Origin of the sequence: Desulfoplanes formicivorans, assembly GCF_001748225.1 — a bacterium.
Taxonomy (GTDB): Bacteria; Desulfobacterota; Desulfovibrionia; order Desulfovibrionales; family Desulfomicrobiaceae; genus Desulfoplanes; species Desulfoplanes formicivorans.
Genome location: NZ_BDFE01000017.1, coordinates 331,508 through 356,256 on the forward strand (window position 1 = coordinate 331,508; position 24,749 = coordinate 356,256).

The following is a 24,749-nucleotide window of genomic DNA, read 5'->3' on the forward strand; positions in this document are numbered from 1 at the left end:
CTCTGATCCGTCCGGTTCCCGACTTTTGGGGAACCGGACATCCGTGTTCCCACCGGAATCGGGATTTTCACCGCCCCTGGGCGGGAAAGGATCTGCAAATACTGATGAGGTGTCGTGTGTTCAAAGCACTTGTTACCTTCACCCGATACGTGGACGCCATCAATCGCCTGGTGGGCAGATTTTCCATGTATCTCATGTTCGGAATGATGTTCATCCTGCTGTATGCATCGTTTTCCCGGACCGTGCTCAATTCGCCTGTGGTCTGGGCCGTGGAACTGGCTCAGTTTTTCATGGCCGCCTATTATCTGCTGGGCGGTGGCTATTCCATCATCCTCCACGGCCACGTGCGCATGGATGTACTCTATAGCAAATGGTCTCCCAAAAAACGTGCCCTGGCAGATTCACTCACAGGCGTTGTTCTGCTGTTCTATCTGGCGGTGCTCCTGTACGGCTCCGTATCCAGCACGGCCTATTCCCTGCAGTATAACCAGCACAACTATTCGGCATGGGCACCGCCTCTGGCCCCCATCAAGATCATCATGGTCATCGGCATCTTTCTCATGCTGCTGCAATGCATCTCTCGATTCATCAAAGACGTGTGCATGGCCAAGGGCCTGGATGTACGAAAAATATTTGGAGATTATCTGTCATGAGCCATGAAATGATCGCTCTTTTGATGTGTACCTCGCTGTTGGTGCTGCTCTTGACCGGTCAGCGCGTGTTCGGTGTGGTGGGATTTGTGGGCGCTGCCGCATCCCTGTTTCTGTGGGGTAACGGCGGCGCGGAAATGCCGTTCAACGCAAGCATGGTTCTCTTGAACTGGTTTCCCATGCTCACCCTGCCCCTGTTCATTTTCATGGGCTATATGTTGTCCGAATCAGGCATTGCCAATGATCTCTACAAAATGTTCCATGTGTGGATGGGATCGTTGCATGGGGGTCTGGCCATTGGCACGGTGGTGCTCATGGTGGCCATATCCGCCATGAACGGCCTGTCAGTGGCCGGCATGGCCATTGGAACCAGTATTGCCCTGCCTGAAATGCTCAAGCGCGGATACGACAAAAAAATGATCACCGGTGTCATTCAGGCAGGCAGTTCCCTGGGCATCATGGTCCCCCCGAGCATTGTCCTTGTACTCTATGGCATGATCGCCCGGCAGCCCGTGGGTCAACTCTGGCTGGCAGGCGTTTTTCCCGGCCTGCTTTTGGCCGTGCTGTTTATCGGCTATATCGTTGTTCGCTGTAAACTGAACCCGGATCTGGGACCGACCCTGTCCCTTGAAGAACGAAACAGCTATTCAACGGCGGAAAAATTCGCCCTGCTCAAGGCCGGCATCGTGCCCCTGGTCATTGTATTCACCGTCACCGGCCTGTTCATGATGGGTGTGACCAGTCTGGTGGAAAGTTCGGCCGTGGGTGCCGGTGCCGCCCTGCTGGCCGCTTTGTGGAAAAAACGGCTGACCAAAAAGGTCATGGATCTGTCTTTGCACAAGACCCTGTCCGTGAGCTGCATGTTCATGTGGATCATTCTTGCGGCCCTGTGCTACGGGGCGGTCTTTGACGGCCTGGGTGCGGTCCATGCCATTGAAACCCTGTTTCTGGACCAGTGGGGGTTGTCCCCCTGGGGAGTGCTCATCATGATGCAGGTCTCCTACATCATCATGGGTATGTTTCTGGACGACACGGCCATGCTGGTCATTGTAGCCCCCCTGTACATTCCGTTGATCATCGAGCTCGGTTTCAATCCCGTCTGGTATGGGGTGCTCTACACCGTGACCTGCCAGATCGCCTACATGACGCCGCCCTTCGGGTACAATCTGTTCCTCATGAAGGCCATGGCGCCCAAGGAGATTACCCTGGTGGACATCTACAATTCCATCATCCCCTTTGTGACCCTCATGGTCATCGGGCTGCTGCTCATCATGATCTTCCCCCAGATTGCCCTGTACCTTCCCCAGCTCTACTACGGCTCATAAAACTTTGATGCCCCCTTTGACCACGGCAGGCGTTCCTGGCACAAAAACCTCACCCCAGGAAATGCCTGCCGTGCGTCAGCCATCAAGGATGATACGTGATCCAACCGGAGAAATTGCTCCCATGCCATGGACAGAAAAGACAACCAAGCGAACCCTCAAGGAACTTTTGGCCAAGGCCTCTCCCCTGCGCTCCGGGGATGTGCTGGCCGGTGTGGCCGCAGCTTCGGAAGAGGAACGGGTGCTGGCCCAGATGGAGCTGGCAGAAGTTCCCTTGAAACGATTTCTGGACGAATGCGTTATTCCCTATGAACAGGACGAAGTGACCCGGCTGATCATGGACACCCACGACCGCCAGGCCTTTGCTCCCATCAGCAGCATGACTGTTGGCCAATTGCGCGACTGGCTGCTGTCCGATGCCGCCACTCCGGAAATGCTCCAACACATTGCCAAAGGCGTAACCCCGGAAATGGCTGCTGCCGTCTCCAAGGTCATGCGGCTCCAGGATCTTGTGCTGGTCGCCTCCAAATGCCGGGTAGTTACGGCCTTTCGCAATACCATCGGCCTGCCGGGCACCTTTTCCGTCCGCTTGCAGCCCAACCATCCCACCGATGATCTGCAGGGCATTGCCGCCTCCACCCTGGACGGTCTGTGCTACGGATGCGGGGATGCGGTCATTGGCATCAATCCGGCCACCGACAGCCTGGACAATGTCTGCCGCATTTCCGAGATGCTCGGAGAACTTATCGACCGGTATGCCATCCCCACCCAGAGCTGTGTGCTCACCCATGTGACCACAACCATGGAGGCCATTGAACGCCGGGTGCCTGTTGACCTGTGTTTCCAATCCATTGCCGGGACCGAGGACGCCAACAAGAGCTTTGGCATATCCCTCTCCCTTCTGGACGAGGCCCTTGATGCCACCCGGTCCCTGGGACGGGGAACCGTGGGGGATAATGTCATGTATTTTGAAACCGGCCAGGGCAGTGCCCTGTCGGCCGGCGCCCATCACGGGGTGGATCAGCAGACCCTTGAATGCAGGGCCTATGCCGTGGCAAGGCGGTACGACCCCCTTCTGGTGAACACGGTGGTGGGGTTCATCGGCCCGGAATATCTCCTCAATGGCAAGCAGATCATCCGTGCCGGTCTGGAGGATCATTTCTGCGGCAAGCTCATGGGCCTGCCCATGGGAGTGGATGTCTGCTACACCAACCATGCCGAAGCAGACCAGGATGATATGGACACCCTGCTCACCCTCTTGGGAACGGCCGGATGTACCTATATCATGGGTATTCCCGGAGCCGACGACATCATGCTCAACTACCAGTCCACCTCCTTTCACGATGCCGCGTACCTGCGCAAACTCCTCGGGAAACAACCCGCGCCGGAATTTGCCCGCTGGCTGGAAAACACGGGGATCATGGACGAAGGAGGCCGACTGATTCCAATAACAGGTTCCAACGTGCTCCTCCAACTGCCCCAAATGGTCGAGGAGATGCCCCATGACTGAGAACAACCAGAAAACCTGGGTGGCTGAAGACCCCTGGAAGGGACTGCGCCGCATAACCGATGCGCGCATTGCCCTGGGAAGAGCCGGGTCCAGCCTGCCTTTGGCCGCTTGGATGGCCTTCAAACTGGATCATGCCCGGGCCCGGGATGCCGTGCACTCCCCTTTTCAACAGGCCCAGCTGGCCCGGGAGCTGCAGACTGCCGGCATGGAATGTGTCCAGCTGGAATCAGAAGTTGCCCATCGCATGGAATATCTGACCCGGCCCGACAAGGGCCGCCGCCTGAGCACGGCTTCGCGTGACCAGCTGAAGAACAAGGCGTCTGGTTGCGACATCTGTCTGGTCATTGGCGATGGTCTGTCCGCCAGGGCCATCCATGAAAATGCCCGGGAATTCACCCTGCTGGCCGTGCCCCTGCTCCACCGGGCCGGATTCAGGATCAGCCCCATCTGCCTTGTGCGCAATGCCCGGGTGGCCATTGGGGATGAAATCGGCGAGATCCTGGGGGCCAGGCTCACTGTCATGCTCATTGGCGAACGCCCGGGTCTTTCTGCGCCCAATTCCATGGGCGTGTACATGACCATGCATCCACGTACCGGCACCACGGACGAACGCCGCAACTGCATCTCCAATATCCGCCAGGGCGGTCTGCCTCCCCTGGAAGGGGTGCGCAAGCTGGGCTATCTGGTGGAAGAGGCCTTCAAATTGGGCACCAGCGGTGTGGAACTCAAGGACCGCATGACAGCGGGCCACCTGCCCTTTGGCATATCCCTGGAAAGTCTCACCGGGTCCTGATGCCGCCTTGGCGATGCCTTTTCTCCTGCCCCAATGAAAACAGCCTGCACACCGGGTGTGCAGGCTGTTTTGCGTCAATATGGACGTGAGGTTGTCACATCAGGATCATTCCGCGTCGCTGGCAAGGACAAACCCCTTGGAAAAGCCGCCGGTACTGGCCGGTGTCCCGGCAATGCGAGCCAGATAGGTTGTGCCCAGCTCCTGGATGTGGTTGTCCACATTCTCAAAATAGCTCAGGTGTTCCTGCTCTTCGTCAATGATCTGCTCAAAGAGCTTGGCCGTGATGCTGTCACCATTGTCCCGGCACACCTGCAAAAACCGGTTGTAGGCATCAATGGTGTTTTCCTCCAGCCCGGAATCATGGGTGAAAATCTGATCAACCTTCTGCCCCTTGTGCACCTCCTGGGCAGAGGCGGCAACCGGTTCGCCCCCCAGTTCCTTGATGCGTTCGGCAAATTGTTCGGCATGGCGCATCTCGTCAATGGCCACCAGTTTGATGTTCTTGGCCAGTTCGCCGTAATCCATGTCATCCAGGCCGTAGTGCTGATTCATGTACTGGTAGATGGCATGAAGCTCCATTTCCCGGGCCGTGTTCAAAACCTCGATCACCTTGTCCCGTCTTTGCTCGCGTGATGCTTGTGTCATGGTTCCTCCCTGAGGCATGCTCAAGTCTGCGATGTGCATGAGCCCGTGGGCTCATGATCAAAACCATTTCCAACATTCCATGAGGATTTGCATACGCGCAAAAAGGGCCTTTTTCAACACGTCCGCCCACAATCACCTGGACATGGATCCCTTTTTTTGTGCCAGCCGGGCCTTGTGGGACAGGGCAACACCCAGACCGCCGATAAGGGTAAGGACAATGAAACACCCGTGCATGGCCCGCACAAAAAGGGGTGCAGCCTGGGCGTCCAGGGCCCCGGGACCGATGATCAGGGCAAACATCCCGCTGATGAACACCAGACCAAAGGTCATGCCCGTGGTCCGGGCACCGGCAACAACCGCAGAGGCCACGCCATACCATTCCCGCTGCACAGCCCCCATGATGACCGCGGTGTTGGCCGTGGCAAAAATGGCGTTTCCTGCCCCGCACAGGATCAGCACCGTGAGAAGATGGGGCAGCGTGGCCCCATGCCCCACAGGTATGGCCGCGGCCAGACCCAGGGTGGCGATGGTCATGCCCAGGGTGGCCACGTGATGGGCAGGCCACCGCTCGCACCAGTTGCCGGAAACCAGGGAAAAGATCACCTGCACCACAGGCTGGGCCATGAGAATGATCCCGGCCTGGCTGGCGGTCATGCCCTGGACCACCTGCAGGTACAGGGAGAGCAAAAAGGTCACCCCAAAGGTTGAGGCATAGCTCATGAACTGCACCAGACTTCCCAGGGAAAAGGACGGATTGTTGCTGAAGATGCTCATGTCCAGCAGGGGGGCCCTGGCATGGCTTTCCCAGAACACAAAGGCGACCAGGCAAAAAAGACCGCCCACCACCAGAAGGATGCCTGTTGCATCCTGCAGATGGGAACCGCCCTGGGAGATCATGATCATGCCCAGGGCGCACAACAGGGCGCCCAGCCAGTCAAAGCGCACCTTGGGTACAATGACAGGACGGACAGGCAGGGTTTTCAGGGACAGGAAAAATCCCAGCAGACAGGGAACAGCTCCGCTGTAGAAAATCCAGCGCCAGCCCAGATGGGTGACAAGGATGCCCCCCAGCCACGGTCCGGCAGAAAGTCCCAGGTAGATGCCGGCCGAGGCAATGCCCAGGGCCCGGGCCCGTCCGGCTCCGGGATACAGATCTGCCAGAATGGCCAGACCCGTGGAGATCATCATGGCCCCACCGCCTCCCTGGAACACGCGCAGAACAATGAATTGATCAATGGTCCGGGCCTGGGGAAGGATGAAACTGATCAGGGAAAAGAGCAGAATGCCCCCGGCAAAGGTTGTGCCGCGTCCGATTTTCTCGGCCAGGCGGGTCACGGGCAAAAGCAGCATGGCGGCTGCGGAAATATACCCCGACTCCACCAGCCCCAGACGGGAGGCGCTGGCCCCGAATTCACGCCCCAGGGCAGGCACGGCCACGGCCACGGCCGAAAGCATGAAAACCAGGGCGAACTGGGAAAGGGTGATGGTGTACAACCCTGCCGTGCGCTCATCCATCCGGGCCATGAATTCCTCCGTTGTGGTGTAAACCGTACTCGTATCCCGGTTTGATCTCACGGCCCAACCGGGACACGACTCGGAGCAGCAATCATGAGCGCCCATGCTTGATCGCTTCTCCGAAAAAAACGCCCGGGTATGTCCGGGAGTACTGACCTGTCAACACATCCGGCCGATTCCGAAAGATGGCGGAATCGGGATGGTGGACATTGGGTTTGAAATTGCATACCCACTGCGCCCTGCACCCCTCTTTTCGTATCCGGCACAGCACCCTTGAACAGGGACATGGGACAATGTTTGAACAGTCAGGGAGGTACCAGATGGACAGGGCGGAACAACTGATGCGACAGATTGTTGAAGAGTGTGCGGATTGCGGCTGCTGCCGCGATCTCATGGACACCAACTGCCATTTCTTTCCCCGCCTCCATGAACTCTGGGACCGGGAAGAGGACACAGGCGAAAAGATCACTCCCCAGGAGCTGCGTGCCCTGGCCCACCTGTGCCACTACTGCACTCTGTGCCCCTGCCCCCATATCCGCCAGGACATCATCACCGCCAAAACCCTGTTCATGGACCGGGACGGTCTGCCCCTTTCCATCCGTTTTCTGGAAGATGTGCAGCGGGTGGGCACCTGGTGCGGGGCCATGCCCTGGCTTTCCAACCGTCTTCTCCAGGGCCGGGTCACGGGACGACTTGTTCGCGCCTGCACAGGCATCCATCCTGACCGCCGGCTTCCTTCCATTCCCCGGGAGAATTTTACAACCTGGGCCCGGCGCAACAACCTGCACCACCCGCCTGCATCCGGTTCCAATCCCAAAGTTGCCTATTTTGCAGGCTGCACGGCCACCCATCTCTTTCCAGAAGTGGCCAGAGCAACCGTGGAGCTTCTGGAACGCAACCAGGTCACGGTAACATGTCCCCGGCTGCCCTGCTGCGGCATGCCCAGCATGGTGGAGGGGGACCGGCAAAAGACCCTTGCCTCGGCCCGGGAAACCATCCATCACCTGAGCCAACTGGTCCGGGACGGATACACCATTGTCTGCTCCTGCCCCACCTGCGGGTACATGCTCAAAAAAGTCATCCCCCAGGGGGCCTATTATTCAGAAGCGTACCAGCACCTGGTGGGCGGAACCAACAGGCAGATCAAGGTGCCGGAACACGTGTTTTCCTCCACACCGTCTCCCACACCCCTTTCTTCCCTGGCCCGCCCTGGCAAGAGCCAGGAAACCGTAACCCTGAAACATCCCGGTACGGGCCGCCACCAGGAGGTTACCCTGCGCGTCCTTGACCGATCCACCTATGGCCGGATCATGAAAGATGATGGCTACCTGGCCGACATCGACCCCTTGCAGCGCATCCATGTGGCGGAAAACTGCCAGGATCTGGGGGAATATCTCCTGGGCCTTTACCACAAGGGCGGGCTTTCCACTTCCTTTGCTCCCCTTGAAGCCAATGTGCTCTACTATCCGCCCTGCCACCAGCGGGAAATGGGCCCAGGCAATCCCTACATGGAGCTCCTTGGCCTCATGGACCTCTCCCGCCTGGGCGCCATTGAAAACAACTCCACCCTGTGCTGCGGGTGCAGCGGGATCATGGGCTTCAAGGACACCTTTCACCAGGCATCCCTGCAACTGGGCAGCAGACTCATGGAGCACATCAACGCCCTGTCACCCGACCTGCTGGTCACCGAATGTCTGAGCTGCCGCCTGCAATTTGAGCAGATGAGCAACTACCCGGTGCGCCATCCCGTGGAACTGCTGAACCGGGTTCCCGATAACCAGTGACCCCGGCGGGGCTTAAGGCGTCCTTCATATCACCGTAACAACATCTTCCAGGGGCAATCGCGCCTTGGGAAGCCCCTGGTTATAGTCCTGGCCCTCCAGATGATACCCCAGGGCCAGGGCAACCTCGCACACGTATCCCCCAAGCTCCTTGCGGAAGACCTCTCCAATGAGATCCTTGTCAACCCCCTCCATGGGCGTGGCGTCAATGCCAAGACGGGCAGCCGTGTGCAGGGCATTGCCCAGGGCAAGATAGGTTTGGGCCCTGGTCCAATGGCCATTGCACCCTGTTTCATCCATGTTCATCTGGGCAAAGAAAAACCCCTTGTCCATCATCTCGTCATACTTGTCAGCCGGCAGATGCCCCGAGGCCACTTCCACGTCCACCACCCTTTTGTAGTTCTCCCGGGTAAAACAGGGATTGTAGGCAAACAGGATGATATGGGAGGCCTCCAGGGCATGCTTCTGGTTCATCTGGAATTTGCGGGCAAAGGTGGCATGCAAGCGCTGTTTGGCTTCATCGCTTTCAATGATGATGAACTTCCACGGCTGGGAATTGACCGAAGAGGGGGTGAGACGCAGCGCCTCCTTGATCACCTCCATGTCCCGGGGGGCAATGCGCCTGGTGGCATCGTATCTTTTGGTGGCGTACCGACGGGTGAGATCCTTGATAACGGGGTGTGTCATGTATTTCTCCTTAGAAAACAATCAAATGTAAAACTGGTTATATTTCTCTCAAATAACTCATGATTTCCGATAGCCCACACTTTGGCCCAGAACAATGTGCTGATCCTTACCCAGGGACATGGCCCGGGCCAGGGCATCCCTGTCGATGCCGTCCCGAACAACAGTGCCCAAAGCGTTCAGGGCGCAAAACAGATAGACATTCTGGCTGATGCACCCGGCATTGGCGGCCGTGAGCACGGGTTTTTGCTCCGGGGAAATCCGTTTCATCCGGGCGTAATCAGCAACATACATGATATTCACCGGCGCCTTGCGCACATACCCCTGGCGACCGGCCAGCTCCCTCACATCGGCCGAGGTCACCAGGTTCAGACGGTGAGCCTGGGGTTCATACACAAACACCCCGTCCTGCATGATCACATACAGATCGATTTCCTGGCTGTTAAAAGCCGAGGGTGCCGTGCGTTTGCCTGATGCGGGCCGGTTGATGCCAAAGGCCGCCCAAAGGAGATCCGAAAGCAATTGCCGGGGGATCGGTTCGGGGGAAAAGGATCTGGTGCTTTGGCGAAGCTTAAGTGCCCTGACAAGGGATCCGGCAGCACCCGGAGCGGGTTCGGGCAAAGCACCCGGATCCTTGTCAGCAGCCAGTACATGATGTGACCCCATGACCCCGGCCACGGCTCCTGTTGCCAGCATTCCCAAAACCTTTCTTCGTGAAACCTTCATGAAACCTCCCCTGTTGTCTGAATGTTCTGTCTTCCAGCAAACCAGTCCGGGTCATGATCACCCGGCCCCTTTGAAGCTGTCCCGGGTCCCACTCCGGCATGATATTCTAGCCCATGATGTCTCCCCTTGTACAGGTTTCCCTGACACAAACAGGCCTGTCGCGCATTCCCTGCCGCAGACCACTCCCGGGAATCAGAAAAAACATCAGATGAACACCATGCATTGCCCGGGTGCCACGGGTCTGTTACCCTGGCCAAAATCCCTTGCCTTTGAAGCCCGTTCCTGAGATTTTCAACCACACCCGGACAAAAACGCCTTGGGAGCCCATCCGGAATCCCGCCATACTGCCTGAGGATTCCTGGGAAGGCGACTTTGTGATCAAATGTCCAAAAAACAGTGTGATATCGATTATGGCCTGCACGAAAAACAGATTCCAAAGGAGGACAAAAACATGGCTCAACAAACAGTCTTTGTGAACACCTTTACCAACGGCATTGTAGGACCCAGTGCCAAAATGGTGGGACCTGTTGTAGATGGGGGATTTATTGTTGCCCAGACAGCCGCAGGGTGCTGGGGACCCATGATTACCCCGGAACTTCATGGCGGCCATGAAGTCACCTCACCGGTTCTGGTGGAAAATGCCGAAATAGGTGATGCCATTGCCATCAGACTGGTATCCATTGATGTCACCTCTGAAGTCACCACATCGGGCAATGATATCATTGACCCGGAAAAATGTGTTGGCGATCCCTACGTGGCAGGCAAATGCCCCCATTGCGGAACAGTCAATCCACCTACGGAAACCATCGGCATTGGTGAAAACAGTGTTGTGTGCAAAAAATGCAAACAGCCCTGTTCACCCTTCACCTTTTCCAACGGGTACACCATAGCTTTTGACAGTTCCAAAACCATTGGCATTACCCTTGATGAAGAGGCCAGCAAGAAAACAGCCAGCAATGCCAAACACTACATGCATACCCCTGACAACTCCATTCAGAATCCGGCAGTTGTCATGCAGGCCCATGATATTCCCGGAGTGGTTGCCAGGATGCGCCCCTTTGTGGGCCAGTTGGGTACAGTGCCTGCAGTGGACAGACCCGATTCCCACAATGCCGGTGATTTTGGTGCGTTCCTGGTCAATGCACCGCACGAATTCGGCATACAGGATTATGATGATCTGCAGGTGACTGACGGACACATGGATATTGCCAGAGTCAGGCAGGGAGCAATGGTCATCGCGCCTGTTCGGGTAAAAGGCGGCGGGGTGTACGTGGGTGACATGCATGCCATGCAGGGTGATGGTGAAATTGCCGGGCACACCACGGATGTGTGCGGCATTGTGACCATGCAGGTCACTGTTCTGAAAGGCCTGAACATAGAAGGCCCCATCATCCTCCCGGTTCCCGAAGATCTCCCCTATCTGGCCAAACCCTTATCCAAAAAAGAAAAGGCCCTTGCCCAGGCCGAGTCAGCAAAATGGAACGTTCCTGTTGAAGATTCCGCCCCCCTGGCCTTTGTGGGCACAGGCAAAGACCTCAACCACGCGGTTCAGGTAGCCCTTACCAGAGCGGGCAATCTTCTGGGCATGACCGTTCCCGAAGTCATGAACAGATGCACCATCACGGGCAATATAGAAATAGGAAGAGCGCCAGGTGTTGTCACGGCAACATTCAGAGTGCCGGTGGACAAGCTGAAAGAACTGGGCTTGTATGAAATGGTTGCTGAGCAATACTTGAAATAACCTCAGGAAAAAGGCCCCCGGGAATGACTTCCCGGGGGCCTTTCTGGTTCGCGCCCCTGCGTGAGGGGCGACTTGGGGACATGCCGTTGATTTGTACCCAATCGTGTTTCAATCCACGCCCCTGCGTGAGGGGCGACATCGCAGCCATTCGCTGGTTGCGTTGTTGTGGATGTTTCAATCCACGCCCCTGCGTGAGGGGCGACACCAGTTGCCATGCCGAGACGACGGATGATGGAGTCGTTTCAATCCACGCCCCTGCGTGAGGGGCGACTTGATGCCGCAATTGATGGAGGACGTACATGCTAGTTTCAATCCACGCCCCTGCGTGAGGGGCGACGCCGGACAAAGGCTTTGAGACAAATTGCGGGAAAGTTTCAATCCACGCCCCTGCGTGAGGGGCGACTTTAGTGATTGTTGCCGGTCCTGGTCGTGAAAAAGTTTCAATCCACGCCCCTGCGTGAGGGGCGACGGGCAAAATTGGTTTCAGCGACTAAAGATGGTGTTGTTTCAATCCACGCCCCTGCGTGAGGGGCGACAATGGGCGCTCTTCGGTTCAGGCTCTGCAGGTTGGTTTCAATCCACGCCCCTGCGTGAGGGGCGACACGAACTTGCGGCAACACGGATGAGCGAGATAGGGTTTCAATCCACGCCCCTGCGTGAGGGGCGACTTATGTCACTTCCAGTTGTCTTCCATGTGCCATTGTTTCAATCCACGCCCCTGCGTGAGGGGCGACTCGCATCATCAAGCGTGCCTAATCGTTTTTGCAAGTTTCAATCCACGCCCCTGCGTGAGGGGCGACAAGGCGGTCCGTTTGATCGCCATAAAAAGATGGCGTTTCAATCCACGCCCCTGCGTGAGGGGCGACTTGGTTAGACATTCCTCAACTTCACACATTATTTGTTTCAATCCACGCCCCTGCGTGAGGGGCGACCACTGTACAAATAACTTATCAAAATAAGGCAGGGCGTTTCAATCCACGCCCCTGCGTGAGGGGCGACTGCTCATCTGAGAAGCCTTATGGGTCATACCTTGAGCGGCATGATCCCGCGAACAAGCAACCAGTAAGCTCAAAGGAACAAACATTGTTGATATTTCATTTTAACATACTGTAAAACAACAACAAAATATATTGCGAACCTCCCTAATAAAACATGTCAGCTCGGGGTTCGCGGGTCACAAAACCAAGGGACCTTCCTGGTCAATTCCGGCTTTAGCACCGATATGTTCAACGCGACGTCTCCAGTTGGCTCCAAGAAAATAAAAACGAAGACTGTCCTGGGTTTCATCCATCTCCTGAATAAGTTGAGCCCGTAAACAGGCCCATTGAGCAGGGTCAACAATACATTCAAAAACCGAGAATTGTACTCTCTGTCCATAATTGGTGCAGACCTTGGCAATGCGTCGCAACCGGCGCGGCCCGTCTGCATCCTTCAGGGAAACATCATAACTTACCAAGACCATCATACACTTCGCCTCCTATTTCCAGACAAAAGGCGGATAAGCATCCAGGTCGCCTCTTAGATGACGGGCCAGCAGACGGGCCTGAATATGCCAGAGCATGCCTATGGTCATCTTTTCTCTGAGAAAGGGGTGCATCACCTCCTCTTGCTTTCTGTTCTGATAGGCTACCAAGAGAGTCTTGCGGGCATCCTCACTCATGTGAACCGCCCCGCTGTCCGTCACCTGGAACCCCTTGGAAGTAATCTGCCCACGATTAATGAGGGTCAGGGCCAGACGATCTGCAAAAAAAGGCCTGAATTCTTCCATAAGATCAAGAGCGAGGCTGGGTCTGCCGGGGCGATCCTTGTGGAGATATCCCACTGCCGGATCAAGACCGACACATTCCAGGGCACTTCTCACATCATGGACAAGTAATGTATATATGAACGATAACAAACAATTGGGAGCATCTAAAGGGGGACGACGATTACGACCGGAAAAACAAAAACAGGGATCTTTACTTGTGATCAGATGGTTGAACACTCCAAAATAGGTATTGGCTGCATCGCCCTCAATTCCACGCAATGAATCCACGGAATTCACACTTTTCAAGCGTTGCATTCCCAGAGTGAGTTGATCGGCAGCTCGACGCAGATAATCCTTGTTCCCCTTGTCTCCATGATCACGAGCTCCCCGCTGCAACACCGTCCGGCAATTGGCAATTTTCCCTGCAAGAAGCCCCTTGGTGATCTTTCCACAGGCGTCAGGGTCATCTGCCTTCCGGTATTGTTCCCTGCGTAGAAGTACATTCCCGGAAACAGGCCCCTGCATGTTGGCCAGAAACTTTCCGTACTCCGTTAAATGGGAGAGAGAAACATTGTTTTCGGCACAATGTCCCAGAAGATACGGACTGTATGATACCTGTCCAAAACACACGATGCTGTTCAAAGTATGAATGGGGATTCTGGCCCGGGCCTTTTTCTCAACCAGAACGACAACACATTCGCCTTCCTTGGCAAGATATGTCCCCTGCGTTGTAATAAACAACGTGTTCAGATGTTTTTTCATGTCGATAAAATCGAAGCTAGATATCGGGAAGCTGAACATCTGCTCCCGGTTTTCTCCGGCATACAGACCTCCAACAATGAACAACGCTCACATTTTTTTGTCCATTTGACTGCAGGGGTCACACCTTGTGCGAGCATTTCGTGAATGGCACGTGCGGTATTTTCGGTCTTTGCGCGTAACATTTCATCGAACTCGACGGGCAGTCGCCGTTTTTGTTTTCCATAAAAAAGTGCGCCACAAGGAACCTCTGTTCCCAGCATTTCCTCCAGACACACGGCTTGGGCGCACAACTGCACACGATCAGAATCATTTTCCTTGGGCCGTCCCCGCTTGTACTCCACGGGGAATGGAACCCATTTCCCATCTTCCTTGAAGAACTCTACCACATCCGCCTTGCCAGAAACACCAAGCCGCAAGGAACGAATCATGAGACTGCAGACAATCTTACGATTGCCACGCTTTTCAACACGCTCACTGTCGGCCCGCCCATGCATCAGCTGCCCTTCGACAGTATACCTGTTCTCCTTCCAGATTTGTTCCAGATGGATAAGAGCACATTGCCGGGGACAAAAGAGATAATGCTGCAATGCAGAAAGTTGGAAGAGCTCGGATTCCTGATACATAGATATCTCATGTCAATTTCAGAAAACAAGACTGGTTGCAGTGTCGAAGCCACTGCAACCAGTAAGAACATCAACTACAATTTTTCGATAATTTCCACGCCGGAAGGAGCCTGCCCAACCGTAACGGTATAGTCGGCAAATGATCTGGCTGGACCGGTAGACCCATCTGCCCGACTGACCTGCACCAAATCGAAAAGATTGTGCGCTGGAGCACTTCCGAATTTATTCTCATGTTTAAAAACAAAGAGCTTTCTGCTGCTCATGAGTCCACGGGCCGCAGAACGATCATGCTCGAACATGTTGATAAGGGCATCCCAAAGAAGATTTAAATCATCATCGGAAAACCCTGTTTTCTCGGCCAATGGTGCCGAAACAAAACCTCGTGCCACATACAAACCATAAGGCACGATATGCTTGCGGCCCATGGTTCGGTTATCTCCCTGCTGTTTTTCAGCTTCAGCTTTTGTTGTTACGGCCATGCGGGTAATGCTCACTTCCTGCGGAACAATGGGGTCAACACTTTTGGCAAAAGCCAGCTGCACAGGACCGCGCACCTGACCACAATTGATCTCGGTAGTCATGACAGCCCCAAAAGTGCGGATATCGTAAAAATTTGAGCACATCCAGCTTGTTACCCTTTGAGCATCTTCGATTTTTTTGGGTAATTTCTTGGATACAGGCTTCAAATCAAGCGCCTTGTACGCACATTCATTGGTATCGTTCAGTACAGCTTTTTCCTGAATGTAAATTTTAAACCCCTCTGCCCCCTCTTTCGTGAGAGCAACATGGTTGCGAATCTTGCGCTTCAGGCACACGTCCGTGACCAAACCATGCCCTGTTTCCGGATCAATACGTGGCATGTTGCCTGCGTCGGGATCACCATTGGGATTACCGTTTTCAACGTCAAAAAGCAGCACGAATTCATAACGATTGGCTATGGCGGTCATGATTAGTTCTCCTTGTTCTTTTTGGTAAAAAAGTCTTTACGCTGATGGTAATAGCCGATCATGAAAAGCCCCTGTTCCTCAGAGGACATGGTTGTCGGGAAATCGCTGAAGGCATCCATTATGTCCTGGATTATTTTGTCATAGTGGAACGCCAGCTTTTTTTTCTCCGGATCCTTGCGCAATTTGGCCGTATGATTGGCCGCATTCTTGAGCAACATGTGAAAGACCTGCCCCGGAGTAGCCGATGCAGAGCTGAGATAACGATCCTTGATGGTCGCGTTGGCCCCGGGCACAGCTTCTTCCTGGGCCTTTTCCAGGACAGCGAAAAGCCTGCCGAGTAAATAAGGACGGTCTGTCCTTGCTGGATCAAGTGACACGGGAACCTCCATTTGTTTATTTCGTATAAGGAATGCCTTGATGAGCGCTGCACGAAAATACGTTACAGCGTGCTCGGATCGTATGCGACCCAGCACAGCTACAAGCAAACTTTGGGGATATCTTACCCCGGAAAGCATGGCCCTTGCCATACCTCCTGCAAGAACAGGAGAAATATTTTCACTTTTGCCCAAAGCTGCTGTCTGACACAGTAAACGCCAGAGGGGTGGAAATTCCGGCTCGTCTTCATATTGACGGACGATTTCGAGATCCCGAAAATGCTTACCGACTTTTTTCAACAGACCACCCACGGTATCGACTTCCCAAAAGCGGATGGACAAGCGGGCTGCATTGGGAGCCAAAGCCAGCAGATAAAAATGCACTGACTCATCAAGATCCGGCATGATATCCACGGCCCGTCTGCCGGAACGTATGGCCATGAGCAGGCCGTAAATTTTGGTTGTGGTTTGACGGTCTACAGAGGTAGCGGGTTGAACCACCTCGGATGGCGGATCAAAGAAATCGGCAAGAAAATCCTCGGCCGGACTCATACGCTCGGCCCAGAAAACAATGGTGGCATCACCAAGGATAATTCTTTGACGATTGATTCCACTCAAAAGGAAATTCAGTGCCGAAACGTAGCTAAAAGCTGCATATTGACTGACAGGCGCGTTATAAGAACGTTCTTTGCCGTATGATTTAACAGAGGCAAGCTCAAAGGCAACAATGGACGCTCCTGACGGCTGGGCACCGCGCACTCCTTTGATTGATGGATGAAGCCGGGCAATAGGCACGGATGTCTCTCCCGTCACCAGACATTGACCAAGAACGCCCTGTTCTCGCTGGCGCAAACATGATGCCCAGGCCTTGCGGGCGGCCGGACGGTCGTGCACAAAGCCCCGTTCTCCTTCCAATCGAAAAACAACATTGGTTCCGATGACTTCCTCGGCATTGGGAAAGTCGGAGATATCTTTATCCTTGCCAGAGAGGAATTTGAGCACAGCCGCAAGTCCGGGATCGGACTCATCACAATACGTCTTCATGTTTTCAACAAAAGAATCGTGACATTTGGCTGTTCGTTCCTGATTTTTACGCTTCTTTTCCTCATTATCCTTGTCATTTTCCTTGTCCTTACCCAGCACATATTTTGTCGTATCCCACAAAAAATTGGGTTTGATACCATTGGCTTTTTTTTCTGCCAGGGGCACAGCCATTTTGCGAGGACGGAGCTTTTTTCCGTACTGTTCCCGCAAGTCCTCGATACCTCGCAAATTGCCGTTAGCATCAAGCACCAAGGCAAAAGAGATATTTTCCATGCTTGTGCCATAAGGCGGCATGCCCGAATCCGAATCTGAGCGCATGCGTTCGTAATAGTTATGCAGTGCCTGGAGAATCATGCCCGTACCTCCGACGAAAAACGCGAAGGGGGTTCAATCACACCGTCTTTCATGACAGCCCTGAAGAAAAGCGGAGTCATGTCGTGCTCGAAGTCGATGTCCAGAAGCATATAGCCCAATTCACGATCCTCACCCATATAGCAGGAGACGGGAATATCCTCATCTTCCAATAGCTCAAAAAACGCCGGAAACTCTCTGCATCCCAGGCAGGGCTGATGAAAAAACTGGCCCGATCTGGCCCGACGGTTGAATATATCCAAATGCTTGCCAACATTGTCTCCTGGTCCGGCCTTGCCGGTCAGGTCGAAATGGGCCTCAATGACATATTCGACGTTGCGCAGCAGGGTCGAAGCCCGCTGCTGCCTGTTTCCACCGTCATCAACCAGAAAATAAAGCGGTTTCTTCTTTTTTGTAGCCGTGACAGGATTTGGTTTTGCAATCTTGGAGCTGACTTCATTGCGCCGTACATTGTCAAAAACAATGGGTTTGAGCACATGAATCCTGTCCACCACCCAACGAATGGCCGGTTTCCAATGTATGGCCTCCAGGATGCCCCGGGCGGCAGACGGAGTCATGACGTCATAAGAGACTCGCTCCACCTTCATTTCCGGCCTGGTAAAGCAGGCATACTTTCCCCAGACACGCAGTTTAATGCCAAATGCCATAAGCTCCTCCTTTTCAGAGAATTAATTCATCAACGTGCCATACATCACCGCCATCCACACACAGTCCAACATGTTCACTGTAGGCGGCCATATTGCGCAACACAGGATAGGTACCCCGAATCATTTCAACTGCCCCATCCGAATAAAGCTTGGCCAATTCCCTGGACCTGACCGTGACCACATATTGTTGCAACCTGCGCAAAACGGAACGCGGATTATCCATAAACTGCAACTGCTGGAGCAGGGATTCTGTTTCGGGTTCTCCTGGAATGATCACTGCGGTTCCTTCATCTTCAATGAAGCGAAAATCTTGGGCGATTTCCTTGAAAGGAAAATTTAAATCTTTGTTTACCGGCGTGTCTAACCGTTTGACGATCTGTTTTTTGTCCAGGTCCTGCACATCGTAAAGCAATTCAAAATAACGACGCATGGCTACAAGTCCCAGGGGATCTTCCGCTGGCAGGGTACGCAGCGTTTCGCCAGCACGACTGGCGCAACGTTGCAGCCAAGGCATTCGAGGTGGCTTTTCCGGCTCGAAAACAACAACCCGCCCAAGACCATTCATTCTGCCTTCTCGATTGCAACGTCCTGCAGCCTGGGCAATGGAATCAAGCCCGGCCATGGCCCTGTAAACCACGGGAAAATCCACATCCACTCCGGCTTCAATAAGTGACGTAGAAATTACCCTGCAAGGCAAGCCTTTTTCGAGCCGATGGCCGATGGTATCCAGCACACGTCGCCGATGCACAGGATACATGTTGGTGGACAGATGAAACGTGCCCTCTTGTTCTGGCAATAATTCAAACACATTTCTGGCTTGCGCCTTGGTGCTGACAATACACAATACCTGCTTTAATCTGGCAATACGTTTGGACAATTGATCATCTGTCAATGCGCCCTCAAATTTGACCTCAGTACGCTTAAGTTCCGCGTAAAGTTTTTTTGAATCAAAAACAATTTCACGAACATGTTGCAAACGACTGCAAAGACTTTCATCGTCTAACGCCGGCTGGGTGGCCGTGCACAACACCACGGAACAACCATAATGATCAACCAGCTCACGCAGGGCGCAAAGGCATGATTCCAGATACTCTGTAGGGATGGCCTGGGCCTCGTCGAGCACGATGACACTCCGTGCAATATTGTGCAGTTTGCGACATCGAGAAGGCTTGTTGCTGAACAGGGATTCAAAGAATTGTACATTGGTAGTGACAACCACTGGTGCGTCCCAGTTTTCAACGGCCAAGCCGCGCCACCGGTCATATTGTTGTTTCTCGGGAGTATCTTTGTCCTTGTAATTGCTGTGATGCTCCAACACGTTTTCCCTGCCGAACACGGAACAAAAGACCTGGGCATTCTGCTCGATGATGGAGGTAAAGGGAATGGCGTAGATGACACGGCGCAATCCATGTGTCACAGCATGATCCAGGGCAAAGGCCATGGAGGAGAGCGTTTTTCCTCCCCCAGTCGGTACTGACAACGAAAAAAATCCAGGTTTTTTTTCGGCTGCAATACGACAATCATGCAAGACAGAACGACGGAGCATGTTGACCTTGGACTGGACAGCCTGTTTTTCCAACATGCGGAGTCGTTCGTTCAATGCTTTTTGCAGTGAACCAAGGTCACTTTGGGGAATGATGGTACGTGTACGTGCCGCATTTCTATCTGGATCACAAAAGGCTTCAGTATCGAGAAAATCCGCATCTGTAAGGCAGGAAAAAATCATGCGGACAAAAAAGAAAAGACTCAAACCGGGACGTTCAGGACGTCGGGTAAACGGCAGTCTCAAATCAACCGGACATTCCATGGCCGACAAAACTTTTGTAACATCCGGGATACGTTCATGTTTGAGACGGTAGTGGAGTTGCCCCTCCTGAATACCGCCATCAGGAAGGCCGCCATGATGTCCGGCAATGATATATGACATGAGAAGCCCCAGTTTACCACACAGCTCCTGACTGAGTCGTGCACCAAAAATGGAATGATTGACGCGAATAGGCTGACCTTCAAGACGTCGCTGGAACGCATGGGTGGCTTTGCCCGCATCGTGCAGCAACCCCGCCGTTCTCCCCCACTCTCCAGCACCAAACACCTCTGCAAAGGATGCAGCCAGAGCAGCCACATTTTGAAGGTGCTCTTCAAGCCTCTGCCAGTCAGATTTATCCGGGTTGTCCGATGAATGCGCATAATATTTCATGACAATCGTACGCCCCTTTTTGAGATATTCACATCATCCCCATGCCTTTCGTACATTCGTTTGCCCGCTTCCCTGATACAGAGAGGATCTAGATTACCTGGAAGTATGTCAGAACTCCTCACGGTTTAGAGGGCTCCGAGAGAAGAAACAACAAGGAATACGAAATTTTCGATTAAAGGTTCCATCATGTTAGCAGGTTAAAAAGAGGATTCAAGATATTTTTTTGTAATACATTTTGAGGATCGCTGGGAATCAGCGCTCCGTCAGGCTGTTCCGGCCGTCTCTCACAACGTTGACCATGTGAAGGATGCAACAAGGGGAACAAAACAGAGGCAAACAGGGGTATCCGAATCTTTCCAACCTCTGTTATTGACAGGGTCAATCTTGGTGGATAAGACTTTGTGAAATTTTTCTAAAGGAGGTTATCGCATTGAATATCTTGATTTTCGGACCCAACGGCAGCGGCAAGGGGACCCAGGGTTCCCTAGTAAAAAAGAAATACGATCTGGCTCATATTGAATCCGGAGCCATTTTTCGTCAGCACATTGGTCAGGGCACTGACCTGGGTAAAAAGGCCAAGGCATATATCGACAAGGGCGAACTTGTTCCCGACGAGATCACCATCCCCATGGTTCTGGAAACCCTGCAGGAAAAAGGCGCCAACGGCTGGCTCCTGGACGGTTTTCCCCGCAACAAGGTCCAGGCTGAAAAGCTTTGGGACGCCCTGCAGGAAGCCGGTGCCAAGCTGGACTATGTCATTGAGATCCTCCTTCCCCGCGAAGTGGCCAAGAACCGCATCATGGGCCGTCGTCTCTGCGTGAACGACAACAACCATCCCAACAATATCTACATTGACGCCATCAAGCCCGATGGAGACAAATGTCGTGTCTGCGGCGGCGACCTCAAGAGCCGTGCCGACGACCAGGACGAAGATGCCATCAACAAGCGTCATGACATCTACTACAACACCGAAGACGGAACCCTGGCTGCCGCCTATTTTTACAAGGATCTGGCTCCCAAGGCCGGTTTCAAGTACATTGAGCTGGACGGCGAAGGCACCATCGACGCCATCAAGGAAACCCTCATTTCCCAGCTGGACTAGTTGGTTTGCACCCGGATTGATCTACGGTTTACAAATGAAAAAGGGCGGAGTATCCGCCCTTTTTCATTTGCTCTCTTTTGGCAACCCGCCCAGACTTTTCACCCGGATGACCATGCCTACCCTTAACATCGGAAAAATCGATTATCTCAATGTCTGGCCCATGTTCCAGCTCCTTGAACACCCGGAGGACGGACATTTTGATCATACCCTGGTGCCGGGGCATCCCTCGTTTCTCAACGAGCTTCTGGCCCGGGGCGAGATTGACGTATCCCCGTCATCGGCTTTCGAATACCTGCTCCATGCCGAACAGTACCAGATCCTGCCGGGACTGAGCATCAGCTCCGATGGCCCTGTGCAGAGCGTGCTTCTGGTCAGCCCGGTGCCCCGGGAAGATCTCCCTTCATTCCTGGCCCACCACCACAACCGGGTGAATGTAACCGGTGCCTCGGCAACATCCGTGGCCCTCCTCAAGGTACTCTGGTCCCTGGCCTGGGGGTTTGACCAACCCCAATGGCAGGTCGTGGAACCCGGAGAAGGCCTCGGCCTGGGACTGCCCTTTCTGGAAATCGGCGACCGGGCCCTGCGCATCCATGCCGACCGACCCAGGGGATGGCATATCACGGATCTGGGCGAGGCCTGGAAACAATGGACCGGACTCCCCTTTGTCTTTGCCCTGTGGATCGTGCGCAAGAACCTGTTCCCTGAACGGCAGGCCATGCTCACCACCCTGGCCGCGCGCCTTCTCGACATCAAAAAGCAGGTGCCAGACCACCTGGAACACCTTTTGGATCAAGCCCGCAATAAGGGATTTTCCCGCGAGGTGCTGCGCCGATACTGGCAGATCATGAGCTATGAACTGGGAGAACAGGAACAGGCAAGCCTGGCCCTGTATGCCCACTTGTGCACACGCCTGGGCCTTTTGCCCGGTTGTCCGGCATTAAATAAGTGCACTTGAGTGCACTTAAGTACTCAGTACACAGTACACAGTGCACTTTAGTGCACAGTGCGCAGAACGCAGTGCGCAGTTTTTATTTTCGGTAAGGGGAGAATATCTGCCGCATTGCGTTCATCATTTCCGACCACGCCAACGTGAAATTTCAAATCCTTCCTGATGATTCCGTTATCCGGAACAGATAGTCCCGGAGCGCAGGCACCGAATGGACTCTCTACTGAACTCCTCTGTGTACTGCGTTCTGCGCACTGTGCACTTATGTTTTCTGTGCCCTGCGCACTGTGTACTGCGCACTTTCTTTTTTTTACGCCTCCGCCTTGGCAATATCCTCGTCCTTGCCAAGAACCACCAGCAGCTCCCCCTTGTTAAGGGGTCGTCGGGCATCCGGGATGAAATCCGGTTCCCGCTTTCCCACCCGCTTCACGGCAACCACCTGAATCTTGAGGGTGTTGGTCAGGTTCAGCTCAATGAGATTCTTGCCGGCCCACTTGTCCACCTCAAGTTCCCGCAAAACCACATCCTTGCCCAGTGACAGGGAATCCAGAAATCCCGGGTCAACCAGCTTGCGGGCCAGTTCCTCGGCAGCCACGCGCTCGGGAAAGATGACATGCTTGATGCCGATGCGCTTGAGGATCTTTTCATGATCCTCGCTCACCGCCTTGACCCAGACATCCTTGGCCCCCAGTTCCTTGAGATGCAGGGCAATGAGAATGCTCGCCTCCATGGACTGGCCAACGCTCACCACCACCTGGGCCAGATCTGCAATGCCCAGCTGCTCCAGGGCGATGCTGTCGGAGGCATTGGCCGTGTACACCTGGGTCAGGGTTTCCTGGGCCGCCTGCACCTTGGCCGGATCCGAGTCAACGCCAATGACCCGGTGGCCCATGTCCACCAGGGACGACCCCAAAAAAAAGCCGAACTTGCCCAAGCCGATAATGCCTATTTCCATGACGATCACCTGCACCAGTACGATCAGTAAAGAATCAGAAAAGCCCCTTTGTCCCGGGGATACCAACCATGTGCCCCCCCTTTTACCCGATGAGCATGTCCCGTTCGGGCCAGGCAAACCGTTCCCTGGTCTGCCATCCCTGCAAAAAGGCCAGAAAGGCAATGGGGCCGAGCCGGCCCACGAACATGAGCACAATGATCACGCCCTTGCCTATGGGGGTGAGATGTGGGGTGAGTCCGGTACTCAGCCCCACCGTGCCAAAAGCGGACACCACTTCAAAAAGAATTTCCACGATCTGCCCGCGAACCCGCAGGTGTGCCAGTTCCCTGCCTTCGCTCACCGACAGGATCACCGTGGCCGTGAGCACCGTGACAACAGCCAGGATGATGAGAACAAGGGCCTTGTTCACGGATTTTTCTTCCAGGGCATACCCGTTGATGACCACCTGTCTGCGTCCGAGAAGCTGGGCCCAGGCAAAGGCAATGGTTGTCCTGAAGGTGGTGGTCTTGATGCCTCCGGCGCAGGATCCTGGCGACCCGCCAATGAGCATGAGGGGAAGCATGATCACCAGGGCGATATTGGTCATGCCCGCGATGTTGACCGTGTTGAACCCGGCTGTGCGCGCGGTCACCGACTGGAACAGGGCGGACAGCACCTGGGTTCCCAGGTGGTCCGTACTGCCGAATCCCCCATGCCATTCGGCCAGGAAGATGACCACCCAGCCGGCCAGGATGAGGAACAGGGAGGTCTTGATCACAATGCCCGTCTGCCAGGCAAGACGCTTGCGGGACCGGCTGCCGGAAACCAGGCGGGATCGCATGGTGCGCAGCATGTCGATGAGCACGGAAAACCCGAGCCCCCCGAGGATGATCAATCCCATGATCACCCCGTTGACCCCCACATGGGACCGCCAGGGCATGAGGCTGGCATCAAACAGGGAAAACCCGGCATTGCAAAAGGCGGACACCGCGTGAAACAGGGCTGAAAACGGGGCAAACCCCCGGGGATCACAGGCAAAGAGCAGGATGGCGCCAGCGGCCTCGATACTGAAGCAGAGGACAACGATCTGCACCAGAAAACGGCCGAGATTGAAGGAGGGATCGTGGAGCAGGGACTGACCCACGGCCAGGCGATCCGTGATGCTCACCCGCTTGCGCCAGAGGTAGAAAACCAGGCTGGTATAGGTCATGATGCCCAGTCCGCCCAGCTGGATGAGACAGAGGATCACGGTCTGGCCCAGGGCGGAAAACCCGTTTGTGGGAACAACCGCCAATCCGGTCACGCAGGTGGCTGATGTGGCCGTGAACAAGGCGCTCAGCCACGAGATGGAACCCGGTTGGGCCCAGCTGGCTTCCAGATGCAACAGCACCGTTCCCACGAGAATCGTCACCGCAAAAACATAGATGGGAAGGCCAAAGGGGGTTATCAGGCGTTGTTTCATAGTCAAAGAGCCTGTGCAAAAGATCAGGAAAACCCTTCACGGAACCGTTGGTCAAGGCCTGTGGCCATCAGCACCCACCGCTTCGGAAGAAGTCATGAACATGTCGTGATGCCGCATGGTTGCACCACATTGAACCTTTCATGTCTAGTCAATGGAATGTAAAAAGGCAATAAAAAAGCCCGGCACCATGGTGCCGGGCTTTTTTATGGAACAGATCTGATACCG

At 54.5% G+C, this 24,749-nt stretch carries 21 protein-coding genes and 1 CRISPR repeat array; of the genes, 8 read left to right on the forward strand and 13 right to left on the reverse strand.

Annotated features, from left to right (window positions below; all coding sequences use genetic code 11):
* The first annotated feature begins 116 nt into the window (after positions 1–116).
* The 4 genes from DPF_RS10740 (at position 117) to eutC (ending at position 4,275) form a co-directional block, all read left to right on the forward strand.
* Positions 117–653, forward strand: a complete 537-nt coding sequence (locus tag DPF_RS10740; protein WP_069859807.1) for a TRAP transporter small permease subunit — start codon at positions 117–119, stop codon at positions 651–653.
* Positions 650–1,975 (forward strand): TRAP transporter large permease, encoded by a 1,326-nt coding sequence (locus DPF_RS10745; protein ID WP_069859651.1) that lies wholly within the window; start codon positions 650–652, stop codon positions 1,973–1,975. Before DPF_RS10740 ends, DPF_RS10745 begins: the two co-directional genes overlap by 4 nt.
* Positions 1,976–2,096: 121 nt before the next feature.
* Positions 2,097–3,482 carry an ethanolamine ammonia-lyase subunit EutB gene (locus tag DPF_RS10750; RefSeq protein WP_069859808.1) on the forward strand — a complete coding sequence of 462 codons (1,386 nt, stop codon included), beginning with the start codon at positions 2,097–2,099 and terminating at the stop codon, positions 3,480–3,482.
* Entirely contained in the window at positions 3,475–4,275 is an 801-nt protein-coding gene (gene eutC, locus DPF_RS10755; RefSeq protein ID WP_069859652.1) for an ethanolamine ammonia-lyase subunit EutC, read from the forward strand. Before DPF_RS10750 ends, eutC begins: the two co-directional genes overlap by 8 nt.
* A gap of 105 nt (positions 4,276–4,380) precedes the next feature.
* On the opposite strand, the gene DPF_RS10760 is transcribed toward eutC, so the two are convergent.
* Together DPF_RS10760 and DPF_RS10765 are read right to left on the reverse strand one after the other, a co-directional pair.
* On the reverse strand, positions 4,381–4,920 hold the full coding sequence (locus DPF_RS10760; protein WP_069859653.1) for a ferritin-like domain-containing protein: 540 nt from the start codon (positions 4,918–4,920) through the stop codon (positions 4,381–4,383).
* A gap of 132 nt (positions 4,921–5,052) precedes the next feature.
* Positions 5,053–6,444 (reverse strand): MFS transporter, encoded by a 1,392-nt coding sequence (locus DPF_RS10765; protein ID WP_069859654.1) that lies wholly within the window; start codon positions 6,442–6,444, stop codon positions 5,053–5,055.
* 332 nt (positions 6,445–6,776) lie between these two features.
* On the opposite strand from DPF_RS10765, the gene DPF_RS10770 reads away from it, so the two are divergent.
* On the forward strand, positions 6,777–8,219 hold the full coding sequence (locus tag DPF_RS10770) for a heterodisulfide reductase-related iron-sulfur binding cluster (RefSeq protein WP_176724242.1): 1,443 nt from the start codon (positions 6,777–6,779) through the stop codon (positions 8,217–8,219).
* A gap of 24 nt (positions 8,220–8,243) precedes the next feature.
* Here the strand turns inward: DPF_RS10770 and DPF_RS10775 are convergent, their stop codons facing one another.
* Entirely contained in the window at positions 8,244–8,903 is a 660-nt protein-coding gene (locus tag DPF_RS10775; protein ID WP_069859656.1) for a nitroreductase family protein, read from the reverse strand.
* A gap of 57 nt (positions 8,904–8,960) precedes the next feature.
* Positions 8,961–9,626, reverse strand: coding sequence for a SagB/ThcOx family dehydrogenase (locus DPF_RS10780; protein WP_088178336.1), 666 nt, complete (start codon positions 9,624–9,626; stop codon positions 8,961–8,963).
* A 451-nt stretch (positions 9,627–10,077) separates the two neighbouring features.
* Here DPF_RS10780 and DPF_RS10790 point away from each other — a divergent pair, with 451 nt between their 5' ends.
* The gene (locus DPF_RS10790) at positions 10,078–11,367 is read left to right on the forward strand and encodes an acetamidase/formamidase family protein (RefSeq protein WP_069859810.1); all 1,290 of its coding nucleotides are present in this window, start codon (positions 10,078–10,080) and stop codon (positions 11,365–11,367) included.
* A gap of 105 nt (positions 11,368–11,472) precedes the next feature.
* A CRISPR array of direct repeats spans positions 11,473–12,366; the repeat unit is 32 nt; unit sequence GTTTCAATCCACGCCCCTGCGTGAGGGGCGAC.
* Between the two features lie 175 nt (positions 12,367–12,541).
* On the opposite strand, the gene cas2 is transcribed toward DPF_RS10790, so the two are convergent.
* The 7 genes from cas2 to DPF_RS10825 all read right to left on the reverse strand — a co-directional run bounded on the left by cas2 (position 12,542) and on the right by DPF_RS10825 (position 20,080).
* Positions 12,542–12,832, reverse strand: a complete 291-nt coding sequence (cas2, locus tag DPF_RS14120; RefSeq protein ID WP_069859658.1) for a CRISPR-associated endonuclease Cas2 — start codon at positions 12,830–12,832, stop codon at positions 12,542–12,544.
* A gap of 12 nt (positions 12,833–12,844) precedes the next feature.
* Positions 12,845–13,876 (reverse strand): type I-C CRISPR-associated endonuclease Cas1c, encoded by a 1,032-nt coding sequence (gene cas1c, locus DPF_RS10800; protein ID WP_069859659.1) that lies wholly within the window; start codon positions 13,874–13,876, stop codon positions 12,845–12,847.
* Complete coding sequence (gene cas4 / locus DPF_RS10805) at positions 13,873–14,499, reverse strand: CRISPR-associated protein Cas4 (protein WP_069859660.1); 627 nt, start codon at positions 14,497–14,499, stop codon at positions 13,873–13,875. The genes cas1c and cas4 overlap by 4 nt, the downstream gene beginning before the upstream one ends.
* Positions 14,500–14,573: 74 nt before the next feature.
* Positions 14,574–15,446 (reverse strand): type I-C CRISPR-associated protein Cas7/Csd2, encoded by an 873-nt coding sequence (gene cas7c, locus DPF_RS10810; protein WP_069859661.1) that lies wholly within the window; start codon positions 15,444–15,446, stop codon positions 14,574–14,576.
* A gap of 2 nt (positions 15,447–15,448) precedes the next feature.
* Positions 15,449–17,218: a type I-C CRISPR-associated protein Cas8c/Csd1 gene (gene cas8c / locus DPF_RS10815; RefSeq protein WP_069859662.1), complete on the reverse strand. Its 1,770-nt coding sequence runs from the start codon at positions 17,216–17,218 to the stop codon at positions 15,449–15,451.
* Positions 17,215–17,883: a type I-C CRISPR-associated protein Cas5c gene (gene cas5c / locus DPF_RS10820; protein ID WP_069859663.1), complete on the reverse strand. Its 669-nt coding sequence runs from the start codon at positions 17,881–17,883 to the stop codon at positions 17,215–17,217. Before cas5c ends, cas8c begins: the two co-directional genes overlap by 4 nt.
* A gap of 13 nt (positions 17,884–17,896) precedes the next feature.
* Entirely contained in the window at positions 17,897–20,080 is a 2,184-nt protein-coding gene (locus DPF_RS10825) for a CRISPR-associated helicase/endonuclease Cas3 (protein WP_069859664.1), read from the reverse strand.
* A 430-nt stretch (positions 20,081–20,510) separates the two neighbouring features.
* On the opposite strand from DPF_RS10825, the gene DPF_RS10830 reads away from it, so the two are divergent.
* Positions 20,511–21,182 carry an adenylate kinase gene (locus tag DPF_RS10830; RefSeq protein ID WP_069859665.1) on the forward strand — a complete coding sequence of 224 codons (672 nt, stop codon included), beginning with the start codon at positions 20,511–20,513 and terminating at the stop codon, positions 21,180–21,182.
* A 112-nt stretch (positions 21,183–21,294) separates the two neighbouring features.
* Entirely contained in the window at positions 21,295–22,137 is an 843-nt protein-coding gene (locus tag DPF_RS10835) for a menaquinone biosynthetic enzyme MqnA/MqnD family protein (protein WP_176724243.1), read from the forward strand.
* 301 nt (positions 22,138–22,438) lie between these two features.
* Here DPF_RS10835 and DPF_RS10840 read toward each other — a convergent pair whose 3' ends face one another.
* Both DPF_RS10840 and DPF_RS10845 read right to left on the reverse strand, forming a co-directional pair.
* The gene (locus tag DPF_RS10840; protein ID WP_069859666.1) at positions 22,439–23,083 is read right to left on the reverse strand and encodes a potassium channel family protein; all 645 of its coding nucleotides are present in this window, start codon (positions 23,081–23,083) and stop codon (positions 22,439–22,441) included.
* Between the two features lie 82 nt (positions 23,084–23,165).
* Positions 23,166–24,524, reverse strand: coding sequence for a TrkH family potassium uptake protein (locus tag DPF_RS10845; RefSeq protein ID WP_069859667.1), 1,359 nt, complete (start codon positions 24,522–24,524; stop codon positions 23,166–23,168).
* Positions 24,525–24,749: the final 225 nt, after the last annotated feature.